Origin of the sequence: Flavobacterium rakeshii, from assembly GCF_009741375.1 — a bacterium.
In the GTDB taxonomy this organism is placed as follows: Bacteria; Bacteroidota; Bacteroidia; order Flavobacteriales; family Flavobacteriaceae; genus Flavobacterium; species Flavobacterium rakeshii.
In genome coordinates, this window is record NZ_WOWP01000013.1 from 44,352 (window position 1) to 64,846 (window position 20,495).

The 20,495-nt window shown below is 37.0% G+C and carries 15 protein-coding genes; 9 read left to right on the forward strand and 6 right to left on the reverse strand.

Annotated elements, in window-relative coordinates:
* The first annotated feature begins 12 nt into the window (after positions 1-12).
* Together GN157_RS04005 and GN157_RS04010 are read left to right on the forward strand one after the other, a co-directional pair.
* Complete coding sequence (locus GN157_RS04005; RefSeq protein ID WP_157481826.1) at positions 13-2,256, forward strand: glycoside hydrolase family 3 C-terminal domain-containing protein; 2,244 nt, start codon at positions 13-15, stop codon at positions 2,254-2,256.
* Between the two features lie 9 nt (positions 2,257-2,265).
* Positions 2,266-3,768 (forward strand): alpha-L-fucosidase, encoded by a 1,503-nt coding sequence (locus tag GN157_RS04010; protein WP_157481827.1) that lies wholly within the window; start codon positions 2,266-2,268, stop codon positions 3,766-3,768.
* Between the two features lie 111 nt (positions 3,769-3,879).
* Here GN157_RS04010 and GN157_RS04015 read toward each other — a convergent pair whose 3' ends face one another.
* From GN157_RS04015 to GN157_RS04025, 3 genes are all read right to left on the reverse strand, one after another.
* Positions 3,880-6,189, reverse strand: a complete 2,310-nt coding sequence (locus tag GN157_RS04015) for a T9SS type A sorting domain-containing protein (RefSeq protein ID WP_157481828.1) — start codon at positions 6,187-6,189, stop codon at positions 3,880-3,882.
* A gap of 171 nt (positions 6,190-6,360) precedes the next feature.
* A complete protein-coding gene (locus GN157_RS04020) occupies positions 6,361-8,103 on the reverse strand; it encodes an APC family permease (RefSeq protein ID WP_157481829.1) in 1,743 nt (580 codons plus the stop codon).
* A 174-nt stretch (positions 8,104-8,277) separates the two neighbouring features.
* Positions 8,278-9,324 (reverse strand): hypothetical protein, encoded by a 1,047-nt coding sequence (locus GN157_RS04025; RefSeq protein ID WP_157481830.1) that lies wholly within the window; start codon positions 9,322-9,324, stop codon positions 8,278-8,280.
* 512 nt (positions 9,325-9,836) lie between these two features.
* Between GN157_RS04025 and GN157_RS04030 the strand changes: the two genes are divergently transcribed.
* A complete protein-coding gene (locus tag GN157_RS04030) occupies positions 9,837-10,511 on the forward strand; it encodes a response regulator transcription factor (RefSeq protein ID WP_157481831.1) in 675 nt (224 codons plus the stop codon).
* A gap of 60 nt (positions 10,512-10,571) precedes the next feature.
* Here the strand turns inward: GN157_RS04030 and GN157_RS04035 are convergent, their stop codons facing one another.
* Positions 10,572-12,551 (reverse strand): DUF7619 domain-containing protein, encoded by a 1,980-nt coding sequence (locus GN157_RS04035; protein ID WP_157481832.1) that lies wholly within the window; start codon positions 12,549-12,551, stop codon positions 10,572-10,574.
* A gap of 174 nt (positions 12,552-12,725) precedes the next feature.
* Between GN157_RS04035 and GN157_RS04040 the strand changes: the two genes are divergently transcribed.
* A complete protein-coding gene (locus GN157_RS04040; protein ID WP_157481833.1) occupies positions 12,726-14,075 on the forward strand; it encodes a DEAD/DEAH box helicase in 1,350 nt (449 codons plus the stop codon).
* Between the two features lie 32 nt (positions 14,076-14,107).
* Here the strand turns inward: GN157_RS04040 and GN157_RS04045 are convergent, their stop codons facing one another.
* Positions 14,108-15,220, reverse strand: a complete 1,113-nt coding sequence (locus GN157_RS04045) for a lactonase family protein (RefSeq protein ID WP_157481834.1) — start codon at positions 15,218-15,220, stop codon at positions 14,108-14,110.
* A gap of 116 nt (positions 15,221-15,336) precedes the next feature.
* Here GN157_RS04045 and GN157_RS04050 point away from each other — a divergent pair, with 116 nt between their 5' ends.
* Genes GN157_RS04050 through GN157_RS04070 form a run of 5 tightly spaced genes read left to right on the forward strand, consistent with a single transcriptional unit; the run spans position 15,337 to position 19,957 of the window.
* Positions 15,337-17,265, forward strand: coding sequence for a vWA domain-containing protein (locus GN157_RS04050; protein ID WP_157481835.1), 1,929 nt, complete (start codon positions 15,337-15,339; stop codon positions 17,263-17,265).
* Positions 17,262-18,518: a dihydroorotase gene (locus GN157_RS04055; protein WP_157481836.1), complete on the forward strand. Its 1,257-nt coding sequence runs from the start codon at positions 17,262-17,264 to the stop codon at positions 18,516-18,518. The genes GN157_RS04050 and GN157_RS04055 overlap by 4 nt, the downstream gene beginning before the upstream one ends.
* A gap of 4 nt (positions 18,519-18,522) precedes the next feature.
* Entirely contained in the window at positions 18,523-18,969 is a 447-nt protein-coding gene (locus tag GN157_RS04060; protein ID WP_157481837.1) for a hypothetical protein, read from the forward strand.
* Between the two features lies 1 nt (position 18,970).
* Positions 18,971-19,300 carry a DUF4870 domain-containing protein gene (locus GN157_RS04065; RefSeq protein WP_157481838.1) on the forward strand — a complete coding sequence of 110 codons (330 nt, stop codon included), beginning with the start codon at positions 18,971-18,973 and terminating at the stop codon, positions 19,298-19,300.
* A 3-nt stretch (positions 19,301-19,303) separates the two neighbouring features.
* On the forward strand, positions 19,304-19,957 hold the full coding sequence (locus tag GN157_RS04070; protein WP_157481839.1) for an alpha/beta hydrolase: 654 nt from the start codon (positions 19,304-19,306) through the stop codon (positions 19,955-19,957).
* A 45-nt stretch (positions 19,958-20,002) separates the two neighbouring features.
* On the opposite strand, the gene GN157_RS04075 is transcribed toward GN157_RS04070, so the two are convergent.
* Positions 20,003-20,485, reverse strand: coding sequence for a hypothetical protein (locus GN157_RS04075; protein ID WP_157481840.1), 483 nt, complete (start codon positions 20,483-20,485; stop codon positions 20,003-20,005).
* Positions 20,486-20,495: the final 10 nt, after the last annotated feature.

Below are 20,495 nucleotides of genomic sequence, written 5' to 3' on the forward strand. Positions count from 1 at the left end.
TACACCGCATATATGAAAAATAAGATTTTATGCCTCTCGGCTGCACTTGTACTGATTATGGCCTCGTGCAAAGAAGACAAAACATCAAACGACACGGTAGCTCAGCCGGAAACTGCCCAATATAAGGGTACTCCTATGAGTGATGAGTTTGATACTAAAATAGACTCTATTGTAGGGCAAATGACCCTTGAAGAAAAAATAGGCCTTTTACACGGCTACAGCATGTTTACTAACGAAGGTGTGGAACGCCTTGGAGTACCTGAACTACACATGGCCGACGGTCCGCTTGGTATTCGTGAGGAACTACAGCGCATGAGTTGGGCTCCGCTTGGACTGGATAACGACTTTGCTACCTACTACCCTGCCGGTGCCGGACTTTCGGCTGCATGGAGCCCTGAATTAGCTCATACCTTCGGTAGAAGTATTGGTGAAGAAGCACGTGCCCGTGGTAAGGATGTATTACTAGCCCCTGCTTTCAATATTATCCGTACACCGCTTGGAGGTCGTACTTATGAATACATGACAGAAGACCCATTCCTTAACAAAACACTTATTGTACCTTATGTAGTGGGGGTTCAGGAAAACAACGTGGCTGCCTGTATTAAGCACTATGCTGCAAACAATCAGGAAACCAACCGTGGTACGGTAAACGTACTTATGGACGAGCGTACACTTCGTGAAATATACCTTCCTGCTTTCCACGATGCTGTTGTAAAAGCAAATGCTTACAGTGTTATGGGGGCTTATAACAAGTTTCGTGGGGATTACCTTTGTGAAAATCCATACATGCTACAGGATGTACTAAGGGATGAATGGGGCTTTAAAGGTGTGGTAATTTCCGACTGGGATGCTGTTCATACTACCAAAAAAGCACTTGAAGCAGGTACTGATCTTGAAATGGGAACAAACGCTCCGTCGTTTGATGAATTCTGGTTTGCTAATCCGCTTATACAGGCAGTTAAAGACGGTAAGGTTACCGAAGCTGAAGTAGATGTACACGCGAAAAGAATACTTAAACTGTTATTCAATGTTAAGGCAATGGGTAATACAGATAGTCGTGCCGAAGGAAGCCTTGCTACCGAAGCACATTACAAAGATGCTTATAACATCGCAGCCGAATCGGTTGTGTTGCTTAAAAATAACGAGAGCCTTTTACCTTTAAATACTCAGGAAGTTAAGAGTATTGCTGTAATTGGTCCTAATGCTACAGCTAAACATTCGCAGGGTGGTTTTGGTGCCGGTGTAAAAACCAAACGTGAGATTACCCCACTTGAGGCTTTAAAAGCAAAACTTCCGGAATCGGTTACTATTAACTATGCCGAAGGTTACAAAACACTTTTTAAGCCTAAAAAAGAAATGAAATTTGGTGAGGTAACTCAGGAAGCTAAAGAAACAGTTACCGATGTAGACCCTAAAATGATTGCTGAAGCGGTTGAAGCGGCTAAAAAATCAGACATCGCTATATTATTTGTAGGTGCTAACCGTGACTATGAAACCGAAGCAAGCGACCGTATAGACCTTAGCCTTCCGTTTGGGCAGGAAAAACTGATAACAGCCGTAAAAGCTGCTAACCCTAAAACTATAGTGGTATTTGTTGCCGGAGCTCCTTATGACATCAACAATGTTGAAAAGGAAAACTCAACTATAGTATGGAGCTGGTATAACGGATCGGAAGGCGGAAATGCCCTTGCCGATGTTTTATTGGGTACTGTTAACCCATCAGGTAAACTACCTTGGACAATGCCTAAACAATTATCTGACTCTCCTGCTCATGCTACAAACAGTTTCCCGGGTGAAGATACTGTAACATACCAGGAAGGAATCCTTGTAGGATACCGTTGGTTTGATACTAAAAACGTAGAGCCTTTATATCCGTTTGGTTATGGTTTATCGTACTCTGCTTTTGAATTAGCTAATGCTACTGCCAATAAAAAATCATACAATGAAGACGAAATAATTGCTGTTACTGTTGATGTAAAAAACACAGGAAAACAGGATGGTAAAGAAGTGGTTCAGTTATATGTTTCCAAAGCTGACTCTGCTGTAGAGCGTGCTGCTAAAGAGCTTAAAGGTTTCAACAAAGTACTGGTTAAAGCGGGTAACAGTGAAAAGGTAACTATAAATGTTCCTGTAAAAGAACTGGCTTACTACGATGAAAACAGCAAAGGTTGGGTAGTTGAAAAAGGTAACTATACATTCAAACTGGGTAACTCTAGCAAAAACATAACTCAGGAAGTAACAGTAACCATCCAATAAACCATAATTATGATAAAACGTAATTTATTATATGTATTAACACTTGCTGCCCTAACAGCCTGTTCTGATAAGAAAAAAGAAGAGGAACAGGCAATCGGCCCATACCAACCCAACTGGGAGTCCATGAAAGACCACGACGCTACTGCCGAATGGTTTAAGGATGCTAAGTTTGGTATATATGCCCACTGGGGAGTGTTATCGGTTCCGGCTTATGCTAACGACTGGTATGCACGCCTTATGCATGTTGAGGGTAGCGAGGAGAACAAACACCACGTGGAAACCTACGGTCAGCCATCTGAGTTTGGCTATCATGATTTTGTACCGATGTTCAAGGCCGAAAACTTTAACGCTGATGAGTGGGCCGACCTGTATGTACAGGCAGGTGCAAAATTTGGCGGTATTGTTGCCGAACACCATGACGGCTGGGCTAACTGGGATAGTAAAATTAATCCGTGGAATGCCAAAAGCATGGGGCCTCACAGGGATTTAGTAGGTGAACTGGAAAAAGCCATACATGGCAAAGGGTTAAAATTTGTTACCTCGTTCCATATGGCGCGTAACCTGCAAATCAATAAGGATAACCCTGATAAATGGCTGGATGATGAGTCATACTTCCCGTACAATCCCAATATGGCAACATCATCAGAAGACCCTAAACTGGCTAAACTTTACGGTAATATCCCTAAAGAGCAGTTTTACCGTGAATGGTTAGGACAACTGGAAGAAGTTATTGATAACTACTCCCCTGACCTGATTTATTTTGACGGAAAGCTTTCCAAACTACCGGATAGTCTTAAAGCTCAGTTCTCGGCTTATTACCTTAACCATGCAGCTAAAGAAGGTAAACAGGTTATTATAACCCATAAAGAAGGGGAATTGCCTAAAAGCGTAAGTATTGAGGATTTTGAAAAAGGACGTGCTAACCAAATCACTAAGGAGTTTTGGCTTACCGACGAAACAGTATCTGTAGGAAGCTGGAGCTATACAAACGATTTACAGCTTAAAACAGCCAATGATATTGTAGACATCCTTGCTGATATTGTTAGTAAAAACGGGGCGCTTATGCTTAACATATCGCCTATGGCAAACGGTACTATTCCGCAAAACCAAAAGGATATACTTATCACTATAGGTAAATGGTTAAAAGTAAACGGAGAAGCTATTTATGGAACCCGTACCTGGAAAGTATTTGGCGAAGGCCCTACCAAACAGGAAAAATCGGGGATGTTCCTTGATAAGCTTGATTATACAGCACAGGATGTTCGTTATACCAAAAAGGATAATGTTATCTATGCCATTGTACTGGGCTGGCCGGGAGAAAATACTACGGTTACCTTACAATCATTCACTAAAGAAACTCTTGGTGAAAAGATACCACAGGTTGAAACTGTTTCTGTATTAGGATCAAATGAAAAAATTGATTTCAATATTGATGATACCGGACTGCATTTTACCACTCCTAAACAAAAAGTAGACGATAAAGCCTTTGTGCTTAAAATTGTTACCAAATAAAAAAAAGAGGCCAATGGCCTCTTTTTTTTATCTTATAAATCTTCAAATAATATTGTATAAAAAAAGGCAGAGCATAATACCCTGCCTCTTTAATCAACTAATATTAAATTCCTATTCTTTAATAATTTTGGTTGTAAACATTTTACCCGATGCATCTGCCGCTTTAATAAAGTAAACACCTTTAGACATACCGGTTATATTTACAGTGTTAGCACCGTTAACAAACTTACCATTTGCCACTGCCTGTCCTAACATATTATATACAGTATAATTTACATCTGTTAGTTCCTGATTAACAGAAACCGTATATATACCTGCCGAAGGGTTAGGATATACCGTTATTGGGTTTGTAGCAAAATCTTCAATCCCTGCCGAATTGTCTATAGAGAAATAAACTGTTTCGGTATTACCAAAATCGCCGCCTTCAATAATCACACTATCTCCCATGGTTACGCTGTAGCTACCTGTTCCTAAACCATCGCCTCCTTCATCTGTTATCGTAAAGGCATAACAACCTTCAGAATCCATTATATATGTATTGCTGTAACTTTGATTATTACCAAAACCAGGAGAATTATATAGTGTAAAAGAATTTGATTCTGTTTCAAATGAAATTTTCCAGCTCACCTCACTTCCGTTACCATCTGTATTAACATTCACCGTTATATTACCTGTATGATTTACAGGAGCAACATTAATTACATTAGTAACTGTATTGTTTTGAAGAAACATATCTTCTGACTCATTAGGGCTTAATATTGTTACATTAACAACATTTTGTCCGGTAGCTAATACCAGTTCCGGCAACTCAATAAGCTCTCCCTGATTTTCTCCTAAGTTACCTGTCCAATCAATAATTATTGGTTCACCATCATTAATTGAATAAGATATCTGAGCCGAAGTAAGATTATCAAGACCATTGTTAATAAGCCTTACTGTTGGTAATACATTGTTGCTACATATATTATAACCTTTATCAAAAAACAGCACCTTAGCATCAATGGCTAAAAGGTTTTGAGGTGGGTAATACCCTATGGATGTTTGACTTGTACCAATTATACCCGCAGGATCTAACCAGTCTCTTAACCTTGTAGCTGCAGTAGTACCGGTATCCCATGACTTGTCAAACCTACCGTAACCGGTGCTTTGATCTGTAGCCATTGTACCATTACAAAAATCAGGGTTAGATACATACCATGCCTGTCCTCTAACCAGTCCGTTATGATCAAACATAGCAGAGCCCGACGACCCTTGTTGTAAACCGGCAACATCCCACTCTTCAACCGTCCAAACCTCAGCAGTTATTGGTCCGTCTCCTACATTAACCTGAGTTATCTCTAAAGTAGGTTCATCAAAATCGGCACTAACTTTCATGATATCACCTCTTGGATGGTGAATTCCGTATAAAAATGGTGGTATTTCAGTACTTATATCCCAACCAGCCCATTTTAAATCCCATTCATCAGGCAAATCGGTAGTAATTTCAACTAAGCAAAAGTCACTTTGTGTTCTTCTTGCTCGTAAAACTGCACCACTGGCTGTTAAATGATAGTCGGTATTTGAAGTACTCCCCGGACTTTCAGCACACACAGGGTTAGGATTCACCCAGTTAAAAAGGAAAGCCCATTGTGCCGGGTCGTCATTACCTTCATAACAGTGATTAGCTGTTAAAAAATATGGTGTACCGTCTTCGGCAGTATTGTTTACCAGAGTACCGGTACAAAAACCGTTACCTCCTGTAATTAACATCGCAACGGCTTGTTTACTTATCTCTTTTAGGTTCTCTATACCTTCCATGTAACAGTCTACATCAAAATGGCAATTTCCTGACTGGTTTAATGAATCGTCAAAAGCAATTTCAGTAAATGTTTTGGTTCTGTAACCATGTACAAGCTTAAATACTTCCAGCCTTCCCTGTCCTATTACTGCCGCTGGCTCATAATATTCTATCCAGATATCTTCGCCTTCAACAAGCCATGTACCCAGTATCCTTCTATCATTATTTTGTTTGTCATCATAAGCACCAAGTAAATCGGTTCTGTCATTATTATACAGATATACTTTTGCTCCTTTAGGAATAAAATAATCAGAGAAAACAAAATTCATGGTTTTAGCTCCATTTGAAGTATAACGGATTCTCCATATTCTGTCTCCATTTTCAAGCGTTTGCCAGCTTCCGCTGTTTTCCAGATTATTATCAACCAGAAATTCGTACCCAAAACGCCATGGCTTATTTTGCTGGGCATCTCTTATTTTGTCTTCCGCCTGAATGGAATCGAGATTAAATGATGGCATTGAGATAGGGGTTACATCAGTAAGCTCTGTTAATCGCCAGCTTGCCGGTTTACCATCATTAGATACCTGTCCGTAAGCTGATGCCATAAACACCATGGACAGCAATAGTAGTTTGATTTTCCTCATACTTCTTTTTTAGTGGTTTGTGTTAATAAAAATATTAACATTTTTTTAAGATTAAAAAAGAGAGTTGTTAAAAAAGCATGAATTTCTAAATTTGTAACATTTTTCTTAAAAAAATAAATTTATACAACACACTATACAAAAATATAACAATATAAAAATCAATGTTTTACACTACATAATAAGTCGTACTCCTCCTAGTTCAGACACTTTATACGGGAACTTATCACCTGGCGAGCCTATAAACATAAAGTTTTTTGGTATATCCCATTTGTTAGATAATTCATCTATAAGCTCAGGACCGAAGTTACCCTGCATTTCTACAAATTCTATATGTATTTCAGGATATGCCCTGTCTAATACCTCTAAATCTTTTTTAAGTGCTTCATTACAGGTATTGTCTTTTTTAATGTTTACAATTTTTAGTTTTTTAGTGGTTTCATTATCTTCTACATATTGCATAACCTTATTAAGTATTGCAACATCATCACCTTTAGTGAAAAACACAAATTCCTGAGAATGCAGTTTACGGTTAACCCTTTCAAGGTAACGGTTACTTATAATAGCAAATTTCCTTATTGGTTTATAGAAATAAGAAAGTACACTCACTGTGGTTCTTATAAGCATTGACCTGTTTAGCATTAGGAAAACCAAAATAAGAGCCGGGATTAAATACTGTATAAAGGTGTTAAATGCCTCTTTACTTAAATACATATTACCTACAAAACCTGTAATAATAAAAGCAATAGCGATTACTACTACCAGTCCGTTTGCTTTTTCAGGTCTTGGCAGCTTTCTCCTTTTAATTTTAAGCATAAGGTTACCTATACCAAAAAGTGCCATTACTGCTAAAAACGAAAAAGTATACACTCCTGCCAGCGACTCAAGATGTCCTTTTGTAGCAATCATTACCGATATACATAAAATTAAAAACACAATAACTATCCTATAGCTACTTCCATTTTTATTTTCCTTTAAAAAGTAATTAGGTAATATCCTGTCCAGCGTCATACGTTTAAGTAACCCAGATACCCCAACAAAAGAGGTAAGTACAGCACCACAAAGCACCAGTACGGCATCTATTGATATTACCCATGCCAACCACGAGCCTCCGGTGGTTTGCCCTAAATAAGCCAAAAGAGACTCTTTATGCTCATCAAGTTCAATTACCGGAATAATAGCTATAAGTATAATAGCAATAACAGGATTAAAAAAACTTACTATTGCCCACATGTTTCGAAGCGTTTTCCTGAAAACTCCCGGTTGTTGCTCTTCCACAAAGTTAGCCGAACTCTCAAACCCGGAAATACCAAGCATTGCTGCCGAAAAGCCCAAAAACAAAGTGTAAGCTATGCCCTGGGGATGTGCGGGGAGTTTCCAGTTTAGTGAAAAGGTTTCGGTCCCATGATTAAGTATAAAAAATAATGCAGTACCAACCAGTAACGTTAATGATATTAAGTGTATTATAAAAATAAACACTGCTACCGCAGCAGATTCTCCTATACCCACAATGGCTATAGCTGTAAATATAAATAATACAATGGCTGTGGCAATTTGTACATTTATCCCTGTAAAAATATTGTGAAGATAATGCATGGCTTCACTGGCAGATATAACCGCTGTTGCCATGTATGACAGTACGGTTAGTATAGCAGCTATAGATGCAATACGTTTACTGGAAGTATTAAGCAAAACATTATAAGCCCCTCCATTTAAGGGCAGGGCTCCAACCACTTCGCCATATATTTTTCTAAACATAAAAAGTACTACTGCAACAACAAGTAACGAAATCCAGGCATATTGCCCTGCGTAACCAATAGTAAGTGCCGATACATATAAACAGGAAGAGCTAATATCGTTACCACAAATTGCAGTTGCCTGTAACTCATTTAGCTTATGCACTATTTTATCTTTCATAGTAAGGTTAAATTATATTCAAAAAGTAGGGTTAAATTACAGTTTCATAAATTTTAATCGAAGTAAATTAACAAAAAAATACGCATTGTTTAAAAACTGTTTTCCTTAAAACAGAAAAAGCTCCCCTAAAAAGGGAGCTTTTTTATATATAAAACAATAATGTTTTTATACTGATTATGGTAAACTGTTAAGTAAATTAATAACATCTGCCTGTGTAGCCGTTACTAAAGATCCCGGATTAACAACATAAACACCGTTTGCAGTTATTGTAATTGTTTGTATTGAATAAATCCATTGACCTCCCTGCCCAGATGCAAAAATAAGATAGCATTGTTCACCAAGTGGTAACAGATTATAAGTTTCTCCAAAAAGTTCAGTCCCCGCATCATAATGATCTAGTGAAACCAACATATTTTGTTGACCTTCAAAAGCAAGATAAACTTTAGAATTACTATCATCAAAACCATCAGGCACATCTACAAAAATAGTTGTTTTTGGGTTTGGATACTCTGCCAGTTTATCAATATTACACCATCCAAATTCCCTTAGTTTAAGAATGTATTCTCCGTTTTCAACAGGAACATCCTTATCTCCTTCACCGTTATCGTCATCACCTTCGCCAGCTTCATCTTCATTCCAGGTAACATCGCCTTCATCATCTGGTGCTCCATCACCATTGGTGTCTTCCTGCTCTCCTGTCCATGAAGTCATATCTTCATCTGCCTCGCCTCCGGTTAGTTCTACCGGAACTTCAAGTTGGTACTCAGCTCCTTCATCAATATTCTCACCTTCTTGGGTAGTCATATTAACATAAAACTCCCCTCCTGAGATAAGTGGTTGTGGCCTTGTATCATCTTCAGACTGTGGTTGGTTTGTTAAACCAGATGTAGTTTTGTTTGCTGCCAGCATTTCTCCTCTGCTAAAAACTTCAATATACTCAACTACAACCGGTCCAAAATAAGGTTGTCCGCCTACTTTTACTGTTGCAGTTTTTACCCTAATCTTAACACCGCTTTTTACCTCTATCAGAGCTTCTTCACCGTTAGCTTCAAAAATAAATTTTTGTTTCAAGCTTTTCACGGCATTTGCCTGTAAGTCAGCAATAGAATACTCTTTTGATGCTTTTAGTGTAAAATCGTTTGTGGTTTGGTTTTCATCTTTGCTACATGCCGCAAATACAAGTGCTGCACAAGCGCCCAAAATAAATAATTTGGTTTTCATAAAAAGTAATAATTAATTGGTTAGACAATAAGCAGTTATGGTTTGTTTTTAACTGCTTATCGAAGGTAATTTGATTAATAAATTAATTATTTACAAATCACTTTGTTATCGATGTAATTAAACATTTTATCTATAAAAATCACTTTTTGTTACAAATTCAACTTAACAAAAATGTTAACAAAATATTAATTTATATTTTTTTTAACATTTATAAAGCGTCAAAAAATAAAATACACAACCATACTGTTAAAAAAATACAAAACATATAACACTATGCAGTTCATCTATATTTATATACCACATATAGATATCTTTTGTTGTTTAATACATTAAGTTCTATTTTTGAACAGACATAACATAAAACCTAATTGATAATAACTAAAACAAAATAAGATGTTTCTTACTATTTTTGCATATAACCTAAATATGTAAATAAAGTACTCCCGTAATTACTACCTTAATGCTATATAGAATATTATAGCTTATCTACCTAACCAACCCCACACCTAATTATGAAACAAATTATTACCGCAATAGTAGATGACGATACTTTAGTCACCAAACTTCTTGAAAGTTATCTTAATAATCAGGAAAATATAGTTGTTGATTTCACAGCAGAAAACGGTAACGAGCTCTTAGTTAAACTACAAGAGTCTGTAAAACTACCCGATGTAGTACTTTTAGACCTAAAGATGAAAGAAATGGACGGTACTGAAATTACCCGTATACTTAAATCAGAATACCCGTGCATAAAAATTATGGTGATGTCGTCCCACTACCAGAAAACCTTTTTAGATTTTATGATAAAAAGCGGTGTTGCCGCATTTATTCCTAAAGGTATTTCTCCTACTCTACTTATTAAAGCTATAGAAACAGTTTATAAAAATGGTGTATACTTTCTTGATGACCAGATAACGAACATCAAAGAAGAAATAAATAATGAAGAAGAGCTTACTATACTTGAAGATGACAAACTACTAACCGAAAGAGAAAAAGAGATATTACGCCTTATATCTATGCAAAAAACCGCAAAAGAAATAGGGGAAATACTCACCATAACACCAAGAACGGTTGAAGGGCATAAAAACAATATATTTATTAAAACCGGAACTAAAAATATTGCAGGACTGGTTATTTATGCCATACAGCACCATATAGTAACTACCGAGGAATTACCTCTTATATAGACTATTTAAAGCAAAAAAGCGGACTGTTTAGTCCGCTTTTTTTTCAACTCAATTATAAAACTACTCGATCATTAGTTTTTTAATTTGTTTCTTGCCATCTGTGGTTAAGGCAACAAAATACATCCCTGTTGTTAAGCCAGATACATCAAAGCTGTTTTCATCGTTGCTAATGGTTTTAGCAAGCACAATTTTACCCGAAATATCACTTATTGATATGCTAACATTATTAGCAACCGAATCTTCAAACGCAATATGCACAATGTTTTTTGCCGGATTTGGATATAATGAAAACTGATTAAGTACATTGTCTTCCAGTCCCATTATTGATTGGATTTCAGTAGTAGCTATATTAGTAATAATAGCCTCATTAAAATCGAAATAAATAGAAGCAGTTGCTTCAAAAATATCGCCTATCTCTGCTCCTGCTTTCGGTTTAATTCTGTAGGCAATATAGCCATGACTTTCGGGTTCATTTACCTCTTCACCCGGTAGGTTTATATCGTTAAAAATAAACTGAACTGTATTATTTTCCGCCTCTACCCTGTAATCATGGCTGGCTGATAGTGGCTGTAAGGTTCCCCAGTCTAACTTATCATCAAGAACATCTTCTATTCTTACATTGATAGCATCGGCATTACCTGTATTTTGAAATCTAATAAGGTAATGCAGGTAATCATCTGCTTGTTCCTCGGTAATATAGTCCCCTTCACGACAGGCTATATCATTAGGGTCCCACGAGTTTACAACTTCTAGGCTATTAATTTGGGTATTGTTCAAAATATTATCATCTCCTTCGGTAACAGTTATATTAGCTACAAGATTTAAAATATCTCCTGCATTTACTGTTGGCGGAGTAAACACGGTAAAATTAATTTCAATATACTGAGGTACAAATGGCTGTAAGTTAGTATAATAAACATCAAGTGTGTTCCCTGTTAAATTCATCATAGGAGATGAATTATCATAAGTCATAATAGTATCATCAAACTGTAAAGTAACTGCTCCGTTAAGTGTAGTATTACCTAAGTTTTGAAGTAATAGTTTACATTGAAACGGAAACCCGGGTCTTGGCAACTGGTAAGGTAAAATATACACTAATGCATCATTATAAGGATCTGGCGCTGTAAGACAAAAATTGTTATCCTCTATTACTCCGGGTGTAGTAACGGTGTAAGAAACCGGCACTGTTTGGAAAGTTTGTGTACCCTGTCCCATTACTATTATCTCATTTACTCCGTCTGGAACATTATAAAAAGTATATTCTCCATCAACATTAGTATAGGTGTAGCGTAAAATATCTCCGTTAGTAAGTGAAATCATTACATGAGCTGCGGGAGTACTTCCGCTTTCACAACCGTTTTCTCCTGTATCCAAAGTAAGAATACCCGAAATAAGGTTATCTGTACACGGCTCTATATAAAAAGGAATTGAGTGAATTACATAACATCCTGTTTCAGGGTTTTCTACCCTAATCCATATCTCTGGCCAGTCTCCCATTTGATCTGTAGAGAAAGCCTCCGGATTTTCAATAGGGTTGTCACCTGTCACAACATCCATTTCTATATAGTGAAATGTAATATAATAAGGCGAAGGATCTTCAACCACCTCATCAATTACACTTGTAAGATCCAGGATAACTACACCATCATCGTCGTCGTCACATGCATTAATAGGACTAGGCGGGTTTGTATCTATATTTTCCCAGCTAAACCAAATAATCTGAAATGATGTTACAGCAAAACTTTCATCAAGATTACTTGAAACTCTTGCATATATAGTTTGATAATTATTTTCAGCCACATACTGCGTTGTATTAGCAATAACATTCATATTAAGTTCTGCATCATCCTGTGATAAGTAATAATTAATAACAAAGTCTTCATTAGACTGCCCTGCTAAAATAATGTCGTTTTGTTGAGTAAGGTTAAACACTTCCCATCCACATTGTATAATATCTGGAGGTTGATTTGCTACGGTTTGAGTAAAACCATTAACCCCAATAAATAATAGTAAGGTTAGAAAAAATAATTTTCGTTTCATGGCATTGTTGGTTTTGGTTAAATTTTTAGTTTTTATTCAAAAAATCAGCTGATATATTACCAAAACAATTAAAAACTCAAATCCCCTACTTTAAAATCCAATTTAATTTTATAGCCTACTCACAATAAGGCGGTAGTTAACTTTTATAACTATCTTTGCACAAAATAAAATGTAATGACCACATTTCACGATCTTGATTTACCTAAATCGCTTCAAAAAGCATTAGACGAACTTGGGTTTGAAAACCCTACTCCTATTCAGGTAAAATCGATGCCTGTTATACTATCGGGCCGCGATATGATGGGTATTGCACAAACCGGTACCGGTAAAACCTTTGCTTACCTGCTTCCTGTTTTAAAACAATGGAAATTTGCACCTACAGATACTCCCCGTGTGGTAGTAATAGTACCTACCCGTGAACTGGTTGTACAGGTGGTTGAAGAAGTAGAGAAACTTACCAAGTACATGTCTATACGTGCACTGGGCGTATATGGTGGCACCAACATCAATACACAAAAAAACTTAGTATATCAGGGTGTAGACGTTTTAGTAGGTACACCGGGTAGATTAATGGATCTTGCACTTGATAATGTGGTTCGTTTTGACAACCTGCAAAAACTTATTATCGATGAGTTTGACGAGATTCTAAACCTTGGATTCCGTTTTCAGGTTACCTCTATCCTTTCCATGATGAAACAAAAAAGGCAAAACATACTCTTCTCGGCCACTATGACCGAGGATGTAGATGAAATGCTTGATGAATTTTTTGATTTCCCCGAAGAGGTTTCACTGGCAGCATCGGGTACTCCGTTAGAGAAAATACAACAGCTTGGTTACCGTGTTCCTAACTTCCTTACCAAAATGAACGTATTGAAACGTTTACTGGAAGAAGATGAAGGCATGAACCGTATACTGGTATTTGTGAACAACAAAAAAACAGCCGACATTTTAATGGAGCAGCTTGAAGAAGCTTTCCCTGAGCAGTTTGGCGTTATTCACTCTAACAAGTCACAAAACTACAGGCTTAACACCATGGCTACTTTCCAGGAAGGTAACCTTAGAGGTATCGTTACTACCGATGTAATGGCACGTGGTTTGGACATATCTGATGTTACCCATGTTATCAATATGGAATTCCCTGAGGTGGAAGAGCAATACATTCACCGTATAGGGCGTACAGGTCGTGCCGATAAAACAGGTATAGCTATAAGTTTTGTAAGCCCTAAGGAAGAAGAACTGCTTATTGAAACCGAGTTACTGATGGAAAAGGAGATTGAAATGCTCCCTATGCCGGAAGATATTGAGATAGCAGAAAGACTCCTTGAATTTGAAAAAGACAAAAAGAAAATAAAATTCCTTTTAAAGAAACCTAAACTGGAAGGCGGAGCTGCTTACCACGATAAAAAGGATAAAAATAAAAAGGTTAACCTTGGTGGTCCGGGGAAAAGAAACCCAAGAAAAACAAAACCACGTAACAGGGCTGCCGAAAAGAAAAAGTCACAAAAAAAGAAAAGAGGGAAATAATCCCTCTTTCTTTTTTTATATCTCTTAATAACTTATTTCGCTACTGTAAACACCAAACATACAGGTGAGCAAAGCTCAATACATTTCTCGGTATCAGTAAGCATACCCGTTGTTCTGTCTCTTTTAAAGATGATAACATCATTGCTAATTTGGTTAGCAACCAGTAAATAATCTTCTTTAGGGCCAAAGGCAAAATTTCTTGGTCCTATCCCTTCGGTAGTAAGTTGCTGTACTAAATTTATCTTTCCGTTTGCATGTACCCTAAAAACAGAAATAGTATTAGCATCACCCCTGTTTGTAGCATATAAAAACTTACCGTCGTGTGATATATGAATATCGGCAGCACCGGTTTGACCTGTGAAATACGGAGTCACAATTGTACTTTCCTGTATCTTCTCTATTTTACCTTTTACATAACTAAAAGCGGTTAAAGTACCGTCCAGTTCCTGCAATACATAAAAGAAAACATTGTTAGGGCTAAACACCAAATGCCTTGGGCCGCTACCCTTTTTTACCTCTACCGTATCGGCTAGTGTTAATACTTTACTGCCATCGGTAGCATTTTTATCATATTTATAAACAGATATTTTATCTGTCCCCAGGTCATTAGCAAAAACATAGTTCTTATCAGGAGAAAAGTAAACCATGTGTACATGAGGTCCTTCCTGTCGGTCTTTATTAATACCGCTACCACTATGTTTAATTACCTGTTTGGCTTTTGTAAGTGCGCCATGTTTATCCTTCCCAAAAACCGCTATGGTACCTCCGGTATAATTAGCGACAATAACATGCTTATCATCATTAATTATATAACATGGATCGGCACCCTTGGAGTCCTTTTTATTAATAAACTCAATCTTTCCGCTCGACGCCGTGTAGCTAAAAGCACTTACTGTACTTTCCTCTCCGTTTTCGTTAACGCTGTATAAAAATTTATTATCGGCAGAAACCGTTACATAACTGGGGTTAATAACTCCTTGTGAGCTGTTTTTTAAAGTAGCTTCGCCTGTTTTGGTATTAAAATCATAAACATAAATTCCTTCGCTTTCGCAGGCATTGGTATAGGTTCCTATAATCAGGTTGTAATTGTCCTGTGCATGTAAACTAATGCATCCTAACAAAATAAGTAATCGGGTAATTTTCATGAGTGCAAATTAATGATAACAAAAATAGGGTATTTAAATATTATGTGAAATTTATACTGTAGTTATGCACTTTCATTTAGAATAAAAATTTGTATTTTTGACAAACTTTCAACTAAATGCAGTTCAAACATCCGGAAATCCTTTACTTCTTATTCCTATTGGTAATCCCTGTTCTGGTACACTTGTTCCAGCTGCGACGCTTTCAGAAAGAATACTTTACAAACGTACGCTTCCTTAAGGAACTCAACATGCAAACCCGCAAGAGTTCTAAAATCAAGAAATGGCTTTTACTTTTTACCAGGCTGTTATTACTTGCCTGTCTTATACTCGCTTTTGCACAGCCGTTTTTCAAGGCCAGTGATGATAATAACAAGAGTAACGAAATGGTTATCCTGCTGGACAATTCCTTTTCCATGCAGGCTAAAGGCAGTAAAGGCGAACTACTTAAAAGAGCCGTACAGGACATACTGGAAAACACACCCGAAGATCAGCAGTTTTCGCTTATAACGCCAACTAATGCTTACTGGGATACCGATGTAAAATCTATACAAAAAGAGTTACAGAACATTAATTATGGTTCTATACCTTTTAATCCTGATTTCCTGATTACAAAAGCCGAGACAAAAAAACCTAATACGGGTAAAGATATAGTGGTTATTACCGATGCTGTTAATTTGGAAAGCCAAAGCATTAGTAAGCTTGACCCAAAATCCCCGGTATACTTTATAGTACCCGAAGCCCAAAACAAAAACAACGTAGCGGTAGATAGTGTATACATTTACCAAACACTGGAAAATTTATACGAAATTGCAGTAGACTTAAAAGCAAACGGAACGGTTAACGACGAAACATCGGTAGCGCTATACAACGGTAAAGAACTTACAGCCAAAACACTGGTTACTTTTGATCAGCCATCAAAAACACTAAACTTTACCATTCCTAAAAAAGATTTTCACGGCTATGTATCGGTTTCAGATAACAGTCTGGCATATGATAATGAATACTATTTCAGTATCTCAAAACCCGAAAAATCAAACGTTTTGGTGATTGGTGATGAGGCTAAAAACAAATTCCTTTCACGCATCTATACTGACGATGATTTTGTATTCAACTCGGTACAGCCCGGCAGTGTAGACTATAACAGCCTTGAAAAACAGGATGCCATTCTACTTAATGAGCTTACTGAGATTCCGCAGGCACTTATCACAACATTAAAATCACTATACGAAAAAGGTGGTAATATTATTGTAATTCCTTCGGCAGAAGCATCTGTGCAAAACCTTAACAGCCTTATGGCGGCTTTTGGTAATGCATCGCTTCTTACCCTAAATAATAACGAAAGACAAATAACCAAAATATCATTTAGCCATCCGTTATACCAAACCGTATTCGAAAGGCAAATTAAAAACTTCCAGTACCCTAAGGTAAATAACTCATTTACTATTAAAGGAACTGCGTTACCTGTACTATCGTATGCCGACCAGACTCCGTTCCTCGCATCATTAACAAACAGGATGGGTAATGTATACCTGTTCTCTGCCCCTATCAATAAACAGAATACCAATTTCCAAAACTCCCCGCTTGTTGTGTTTACCTTTTATAACATGGGTCAAAACAATAACAAAACCGGAGTTTTTGCATACAAGATAGGAGAAAACCAAAATCTTATTATTGATGCGCTGTTATCTAAAGACGAAGTGGTAACCGTAAAGAACGACGTAAGTGACTTTATACCAATGCAGCAAATACTAAACAATAAGATAAAACTGTCATTTGGTGATTATCCCGAAACTGCAGGAAACTACAGTGTAGTGAAAAATGAAAATGTTTTAAAGAACATTAGTTTCAACTACCCAAGGACAGAAAGTGACCTTGGCCTGCAAAACAGCAACATTGTAAAAGACTATACAAAAACAGATTCTGTTTCAACCGTATACAACGATATTAAATCACTAAGGACTGCCAGCGAATTATGGAAATGGTTTATTATTGGCGCGCTGGTATTCCTGTTACTTGAACTCTTTATCCAAAAATTTGTAAAATGAACCTGATCTTTAAAAACGCTACCATTATTGATAAAAACAGCAAATTCAACAATCAGGCTGTTGATATTAAAGTAGAAAATGGTGTAATAACTAAAATAGCTAAAGATATTGCCGAAGAAGCAAATTTTGAAGTTATACAGCTGGATAACCTTCACGTTTCACGAGGATGGTTTGACAGTTCTGTAAGCCTTGGCGAACCTGGTTATGAGGATAGGGAAACTATTAAAAACGGACTTAACGTAGCTGCACGCAGTGGTTTTACAAACATAGCCCTACAGCCTAACGCAAACCCTATTGCCGATACTCAGGCAGATATAAGCTTTTTATTAAGCAAAGGGCACAATGCTGCTACATCACTACACCCTATAGGTGCACTTACAAAAAACAGTGAAGGACTTGATATAGCCGAACTTTTTGATATGCAAAATGCCGGAGCCGTTGCTTTTGGCGATTATAATAAAGACCTGCCTGATGCAAACCTGTTGAAAATTGCTCTACAATATGCTCAGGATTTTGACGGACTGGTAATTACTTTTTGCCAGGACAGCAAAATTAAAGGTAAAGGTGTGGTACACGAAGGTTTTGTTAGCACCCGTTTAGGATTAAAAGGTATACCTGCACTTGCCGAGGAGTTACAGGTGGCACGTAACCTGTACCTGTTAGAATATACAGGTGGTAAAATGCATATCCCTACCGTATCTACAGGAAAATCGGTACAACTTATAAGAGAAGCTAAAGCAAAAGGACTTAACGTAACCTGTAGTGTTGCCGTACATCACCTTTTACTTACAGATGATACTCTGGTTAATTTTGATACCCGTTACAAAGTAGCTCCGCCATTACGACCTGAAAATGAAAGAAAAGCTCTTATTGAGGGAGTACTTGACGGAACCATAGATATGATTACCAGCGACCATAATCCTCTTGACGTTGAGTTAAAGAAAATGGAATTTGATATGGCTAAAAACGGTACTATAGGACTGGAAACTGCTTTTGGTGCACTTGCCAATATACTACCTGTTGATGTTATTATTGAAAAACTTACTGCCGGTAAAAGCGTATTTAAAATTGAAGACCACGCTATGGAAGAAGGCGCAACAGCATCGTTCTCCCTATTCACTACCGAAGGAAAACATACATTTACTAAAGCCAATATCCTTTCAAAATCTAAAAACTCCGCTTTCTTAGGTCAGGAGTTAAAAGGTAAGGCATATGGTGTATACCACAACGGAAAACTAATTTTAAACGAATAGCATTATGAAGTCACCTGTCCATTTTCTAATTACCGCTTTTTGTGCATTAACAATATGTTCCTGCCAAAAGGCAAAAGAAACAATAAATAAAGGCGGAGAAGCTGTTGGAGAAACTGCTACCGAATTTATTGAAGGGGTTAGTGAAGGTGTTGACAGGACTTTAGAATGTAAAATAAATCTGTCTGAAAAACTTATTAATAAAGGTATTAAAACCGGTAAGTTTTACATTGAAGACGAAGGTAACAGTAAAGACAATAAACTGGTAATTTATATTATTACCGAAAAGGCTATTAACGATACACTTACTTTTACCGTAAAAGACAAAAAAGGTGTTGAGTTTGGTCGTGAAAAACTGGTTCTTAATACAAAGGCCGGAGATGCATCTTACTATGATGTGGTATTTGATACACGAACAGATATAGAAGTAAAAAGCACAATAGATATATATTAAAATGAATACACAACCTGAAGAAAATAACGGAAAAACATATGCTATAGTTAGCTATCTTACGATTATAGGTTCAATAATAGCGATAATACTAAACAGTGAAAAGAAAGATCCTTTTGCATCATTCCACATTAGGCAGGCACTGGGGTTAACGCTTGGATTTTTTGCATTAGGATACCCTATAGGCTTTTTTGACAGTTGGATGGTAAGCTCAGCTTTCTACCTTTTCTTCTTCATCTTATGGATCTTTGGTTTCATAGGTGCATTACAGGGACAAATGAACCTTGTACCTATACTTGGTCCTTTTTTCCAAAAACTATTTAAAAGCATTTAATCAATGAGTAACTCATTATACTATTTAATACGAGAGCCTAAAGTAAAACAGGAAAAGAATCCTTTAATACTGTTACTACACGGTTATGGTAGTAATGAAGAAGATTTGTTCTCGTTTGCAGGACAGCTTCCGGAAGAGTATTATATCATTTCGGCAAGAGCACCACACCATATCCCTCCTTACGGAAATGCATGGTATGCTATTAATTTTGATTCGGATATGAATAAATTTTCCGATGATAATCAGGCAATAGAATCAAGGGAACTTATCGTTAAGTTTATTGATGAACTTATAGACCAATACCCTATTGATGCTCAAAAAGTAACCCTGCTTGGATTTAGCCAGGGAGCTATATTAAGTTACTCCATAGCACTAACCTACCCTGAAAAAATTGACCGTGTTGTAGCCCTTAGCGGATACCTTAATATGGATATTATAAACAAAGGTTTTAATACTAACGACATCTCTAAGCTACGCTTCTTTATTTCTCACGGAGTGGTAGATCAGGTTATCCCTGTAGACTGGGCGCGTAAAGCCCCGGAGGTTTTAAAAGACCTGAAACTGGATGTAGAATATCATGAATACCCTGTAGGACATGGTGTAACACCACAAAACTTTTACGACCTGTTAAGTTGGATAAACAAGACTAATAAATAATAAAAAAGGCGGTTTTAAAACCGCCTTTTTTATTGTCTTACTGTATTAGCTTTGGGCATTATCATCGCCCGTTACTCTTTTTTCTTCAATAAGGGCTCCGGCATACAACGGATTCCCTTCTTTGGACAGCGTATAATCTTTTTTTACTTCAAGCATCCAGTTGTCTGCTTTGTAAATACCTTCTTCCGTTTTGGATAGTAGGAATGTTTTTGATGAATCGGGTAAAAAAACTTCCACAACACTCTGGTCATCGTTAAAAACTACAAAAGCACTATAGGCTGTTCCTACATCCTTCAGTTCCTGTACAGGGTTAAGCCTGTACCCCACATCATAAGCCCTTATACATTCTTTTTTTAATAACGACCACCTGTATCCGGCAGAAGTAACACAACCTTTAGCATCTTTATCGTTACCAATAACAACCTTTTTTACAGGTTCTGCATCAGGTTCCTCACCACGATCTTTCATCATCTGCTCGCAGGAAATTAAACTCATTCCCGCCAGCAGCAGTGGCAATAACTTTTTCATTCGTTTTTAT